The 4,658-nt window shown below is 37.4% G+C and carries 7 protein-coding genes; all 7 read right to left on the bottom strand.

The window, feature by feature from the left end:
- Positions 1–159: 159 nt before the first annotated feature.
- Entirely contained in the window at positions 160–483 is a 324-nt protein-coding gene (locus MTBBW1_RS17120; RefSeq protein ID WP_080805239.1) for a nucleotidyltransferase domain-containing protein, read from the bottom strand.
- Entirely contained in the window at positions 462–551 is a 90-nt protein-coding gene (locus tag MTBBW1_RS30415; protein WP_425430018.1) for a hypothetical protein, read from the bottom strand. Before MTBBW1_RS30415 ends, MTBBW1_RS17120 begins: the two co-directional genes overlap by 22 nt.
- A 1-nt stretch (position 552) precedes the next feature.
- A complete protein-coding gene (locus MTBBW1_RS17115) occupies positions 553–843 on the bottom strand; it encodes a HEPN domain-containing protein (protein WP_080805237.1) in 291 nt (96 codons plus the stop codon).
- A gap of 51 nt (positions 844–894) precedes the next feature.
- A complete protein-coding gene (locus MTBBW1_RS17110; protein ID WP_080805235.1) occupies positions 895–1,956 on the bottom strand; it encodes a LamG domain-containing protein in 1,062 nt (353 codons plus the stop codon).
- Positions 1,957–2,104: 148 nt separating this feature from the next.
- On the bottom strand, positions 2,105–3,226 hold the full coding sequence (locus MTBBW1_RS17105; protein ID WP_080805234.1) for a LamG domain-containing protein: 1,122 nt from the start codon (positions 3,224–3,226) through the stop codon (positions 2,105–2,107).
- 327 nt (positions 3,227–3,553) lie between these two features.
- The gene (locus MTBBW1_RS17095) at positions 3,554–3,835 is read right to left on the bottom strand and encodes a BrnT family toxin (protein WP_222424095.1); all 282 of its coding nucleotides are present in this window, start codon (positions 3,833–3,835) and stop codon (positions 3,554–3,556) included.
- Positions 3,836–3,893: 58 nt separating this feature from the next.
- Entirely contained in the window at positions 3,894–4,619 is a 726-nt protein-coding gene (locus MTBBW1_RS17090; RefSeq protein ID WP_080805231.1) for a hypothetical protein, read from the bottom strand.
- Positions 4,620–4,658 lie beyond the last annotated feature (39 nt).

Below are 4,658 nucleotides of genomic sequence, written 5' to 3'. Positions count from 1 at the left end.
GGATGGAGTATGAAAAAGACTAATAAATACTGCGCGTTGCATCTGCCGAAGGCTTCATATAACGCTAAACTCAGGGGCGCCGCCCACAGCTTTCGCGGGAACCGCTCCCGTTCACGGCGTCCCCTGGAGTGCAATGTTGTGCAATATGTCAACCATATCTTACGCTGTTATCAATACCCCTTCTCGCCGAGCTGTTTCAATAATCGTGCTCTCGTCATCATTTTTCCAACGATTAACACCAACCGGAATGGGTTCTATTCTGCTATCTGTTCGGGCAGCGGTTCGCCAAAGCAAGTTGATGTCTTCCCGACTATACGATTCATCGTACAAGGATGAGATTACCAGCAAATCTATGTCGCTCCATTTGTGTTGCTCATTGCGTACATGAGAACCGAACATGATGCCGAATTTAACCGGAATGCCCGCCTTCAAAAGTGCCTTCAGATATTGCTTAACTGATTTTATAATTGATTCTTCAGCCATTTGAACATTTCTCCCGTTTTTTTCAAAAGTCTATCCACATCATCCGGAGACGGAAGCGGTCCCCACATTTCAGGATAGCGACCTTCGATATTGAGCGGATTCATTTCCGCAAAAAAATACGGTATGTTCCTCCAGAAAGGAAATTTCTGAAAGCTCGGCAAGCCTCACAAGATTATGCATCCTCGGAGCAATGTCTCCACTGTTGCGACAAACATGGGCTTTGAGAATTTTTTCCAAAGTCAAATGGAGGAAGAAGAGTCCATGCCGGATTTTACCTGACTTGATGAGGTGTTCCGAAACTTCAAAGTCTTCTTCCGCTCCATTTTTCCAATGTAAAATATGTTTTTCAATATTTACCATACAGAATCCTTCTCAAAGCAACGCCAGATACTTATGTCTCATAAACTGAAATTATTCCTGACCAAAATCTGACAATTTCCAGATCAAATCACCGCTACTTTCACCAGCAAACTCAAAATCAGCCCATAAATTCATAGTCCCCAGAAGCGTCTCGTATTGAAGCACCGGGATATGCATATCAAGTCCGGGCGATAATGTGACTGGTGTAGAAGCTCCATTTGAACAAGCCGAGCACCCTGCATTATATCCGCTCTGATACTCTGCATCTAAATCCGATTGATTACACCCTCCACTGACAGAAATACCACATGCTTCTGGGTTATTGATGCAATATTGTTTTCCAGCCTCATAACCCTCTTCATATCTGTCATCAGTGAGCTCACCTTCACGGTAAAGTTCCTGAATTTCAGATTCGGAAAGGGCACGGTTATAAATACGAACTTCATCAACAATGCCCTTATAAGAATAATCATGATGAATATTCTGTGTTCCAATAAATAATGGATTTGTATTGTTTATGTCTAAATTTGGAATTTCAAGTAAGCTTGAGCCAACATACTCTCCATCAATATATAATTTCAATTCTCCAGTTGCAAGGCGGACACCAACAGCATGGTGAAATAATTCATCATCAATTCGAATAGGCGAGAATGCCGAATGTTCGGGTAAACTCCCACATCTGCTTGAACCGCAGTATGAAGCAAAAAACTGAAATTTACCATCTTCATTTACTCGAAGCACAAATCCGCCATAACCACCAGAACTCGCCTGTTTTCCCAAAATACAACGATAACTACTTCCTTCAGGAGCTTTAAACCATGCACATAAAGTTAACGCATTATCACCAAATTGAAAAATAGAACTATTATCAATTTTGATATAATTGTTGGTATCAAAACTATACGCACTTTTAGCATTACCGAATCGATCTTCTGTCAAATTAGCACCATTTACCACCCCATGATTCCCATTCCCGCTTTCATCATTAGCATTACCATTAAAAGGGTAGTACGCCACTAATCCATCTTTTAAATCAGCCTGAGCTAAACTTGAAAAAAATAGCAAAAGCAAGCCAGTTATAACAGTCAGAAATGTAATTTTAAATTTTCCCATTAGAACCTCCAATTAAATTTGCACAACGACTGAATTCACCTGCCGCCGCCAATAGCTTCCGCAGTTGAGCCTACGTTAACGGCGGTCAGGTGAAATGATTTGTTGTGATCATTACAAATATTTTTATATTTATAATTAGAATTATAGTTTATTCTAAATTAAGCTTCCAATAATATCCAAAAGGGTCATCTGGGTAAGTAAACTTTTGAAGATTAATAGGAATCTTAGTTTCAAAGACATCAATACAAGGCATTGTAATATCAAAGTTGCTTTCAAGGATTGCACAGTTATCGGTACTATCTAATGGGATAAATGGATTAACAGGCTTATTGGTTCCGCATTCATCACAGGAATCAAACAAATCGTATGCTGAAGGATTTGCTTTTACATCTGCTATTGCTGCAGAATAGCCTTCATCATAGGACGTTTGAGTATCACCACCTATCACAATTCCACATGCAGCAGGGTTTTTTATACAGTATTGCTTACCAGCTTCATATTGTGTATTAAGTTCTGCTTGAGGGCATTCAGCAGGACAATCACAAGGTTGTTCATTATAAAGTTCTTGGATTTCAGATTCAGAAAGGGCACGGTTATAGATGCGGACTTCATCAATTTTTCCATTAAAAGCTCTGGAACTAACATAATTTAAAACAGCACCTATGAGCAAAGGATTATTTCCATTAGATGCGATTGTCAAAAAGAGTTCTTCAGATATAGATTCAAAAATTCCATTTTTGTATATTGAAACCTGACTGTCTTGCTTAGTTATTGTTATATTTGTCCATTTACTCGCTTGTAAGGCAAAATTATTATTATATGTTCCTTCATTATTGGAACAATAATGGAGTGAAAAATTGTTAGTACTATATCCACAGCTTTGTACTACCCAGCTTTTTGCTATTCCATTATTTGAAACATGAGCATGGCTCTTATCTAAAATAGCTGCACAATTAAGTTGATTGGCTTCTGGATTAACCCAAAATGAAATGCTTAGTTCATTAGAAAAATTAAATTGAGAACCATCATTAATAATAATGTAGTCATTAACACCATCAAAAGCATACGCTCTATTTGTGTTTTCAAATCGATCTTCTGTTAAAGTTGCACCTTCAACGACTCCGTGATTGCCATTCCCACTCTCATCATTGGCATTACCGTTAAATGGGTAATAAGCCACTAAACCATCATTCAAGTCTGCTTGAACTGTCCCTGTAAAGCCAAAAAGAATAATAATAATTAAAACGCTAAAAAGGTTATGTTTTTTCATTCAGTTCCCCCTTAAATTAAACTCACAACGCCAAGCTCAGGGGCGCCGCCAACAGCTTTCGGGCGTGCAGATCCCGTTCACGGCGTCCCCTGGAGCGTAATGTTAGCGTAATGTGGTTTATCATTACTTATTGTTTTTACAGGAATTTTAGTAGCTTTCAAAATAAGTCGGAGTGCTTGATTAACTGACTCGTCAGAAGGAAAAGCACGTGCTAAGTCAGGTTCTAACACTACGACATTTTTTCCCAACCGCCTTTCAGGTGCATATCTACCTTTGGGCATAATGGGTAACTGAGAGAGATCATAATCCTCACGTAGTTCATAATTGTCATTCCGCTTCTTCATAGAATCGTCGTTCATTTTTCGTTGCCTTTCTTGCACTAATGATACGAATGGCTTCCTTACGCTCGGTATGGGCAATCATTAGTAATCGTTGGCCAGCCGATGTACCTAATGTAATATATCGTTCCTCATTTTGAGAGTGTTCGACATCTAAAAAAGTTATAAAAAACGGATCATTAAAGACAGTGGTTGCTTCCTCAAAACTGATACCATGTTTCCCGTGATTGCTACGGGCTTTGTTCGGGTCCCATTCGAAGTTCAAACTCATAACAATATCTCAACGTATAGGAATGCTTATATAAAACAGAAATGAATCACTAATTTTTTTATTGAACAATTTTTACTTCTTCTAAAGATATTTGAAGTGATGACATTATATTTAAAATCGATGATATCGTGCCTTCAAACGTAATCTTTTCGTTTTTCTTCAACCTTAGAGCTTGCTCTTTTGATACTTCAAATGTAATATCTTGAACACTAATTGGCTGGTTTGGAGAATCCATATCAACTAAGACTTTATATCCTCCCAAAAATTTTTCATCAACTTCTTCTACCCAGCCGCTCCATTTTACTCTTTTTCCTTTGAGTTTCTTGACGTATTCTTTAAATTGCAATTCCGTCATACCTTCGTTCATATTATATCTTATTTCCGAAAAAGATATAGTATTTTTTTGTTCTGGCTCAATATGTCGTTTTATCAAAAAGTCTTTATCTCTAATAATCTCAATAGTTCCATCTCCCCATTTTTTTACATTCCCCTTAACATTGAGAAAGACTTCGTTGTCAAGGAGATGGTTAATAGTTTTTAGTTCTTCATCATTAAAATCCCAAACATAACCAAAATTATATTGCTGATTTTTTGTGTCTTCTATGAAATAGTATCCACCCGCAGCGTTATGACCAAATCCTAATTTGCCTACTATCGATTGGTTTATAATAATTTCAAATTTTTCAGCTTCTTCTCTATTCTTCTTTTCTTCTGCAATACAGATGTTCATTGCAGAGAGAATAATTAAAAAATACAATATTGAAATTTTTCTCATATATGTCATCTTGAAATCCTTTTAGCTTATGCTTTAAAAAGCCTCTAT

It is taken from the genome of Desulfamplus magnetovallimortis (assembly GCF_900170035.1).
Lineage (GTDB): Bacteria > Desulfobacterota > Desulfobacteria > Desulfobacterales > Desulfobacteraceae > Desulfamplus > Desulfamplus magnetovallimortis.
Note: the sequence above shows the minus strand (reverse complement) of the source record. Positions and strands in the feature narration are given on the sequence as shown.

Excerpts from the sequence above, each read along its gene's own strand:
- MTBBW1_RS17120 (WP_080805239.1), bottom strand. The coding sequence starts at position 483 with ATGGCTGAAGAATCAATTATAAAATCAGTTAAGCAATATCTGAAGGCA.
- MTBBW1_RS30415 (WP_425430018.1), bottom strand. The coding sequence starts at position 551 with ATGTGGGGACCGCTTCCGTCTCCGGATGATGTGGATAGACTTTTGAAA.
- MTBBW1_RS17115 (WP_080805237.1), bottom strand. The coding sequence starts at position 843 with ATGGTAAATATTGAAAAACATATTTTACATTGGAAAAATGGAGCGGAA.
- MTBBW1_RS17110 (WP_080805235.1), bottom strand. The coding sequence starts at position 1,956 with ATGGGAAAATTTAAAATTACATTTCTGACTGTTATAACTGGCTTGCTT.
- MTBBW1_RS17105 (WP_080805234.1), bottom strand. The coding sequence starts at position 3,226 with ATGAAAAAACATAACCTTTTTAGCGTTTTAATTATTATTATTCTTTTT.
- MTBBW1_RS17095 (WP_222424095.1), bottom strand. The coding sequence starts at position 3,835 with ATGAGTTTGAACTTCGAATGGGACCCGAACAAAGCCCGTAGCAATCAC.
- MTBBW1_RS17090 (WP_080805231.1), bottom strand. The coding sequence starts at position 4,619 with ATGACATATATGAGAAAAATTTCAATATTGTATTTTTTAATTATTCTC.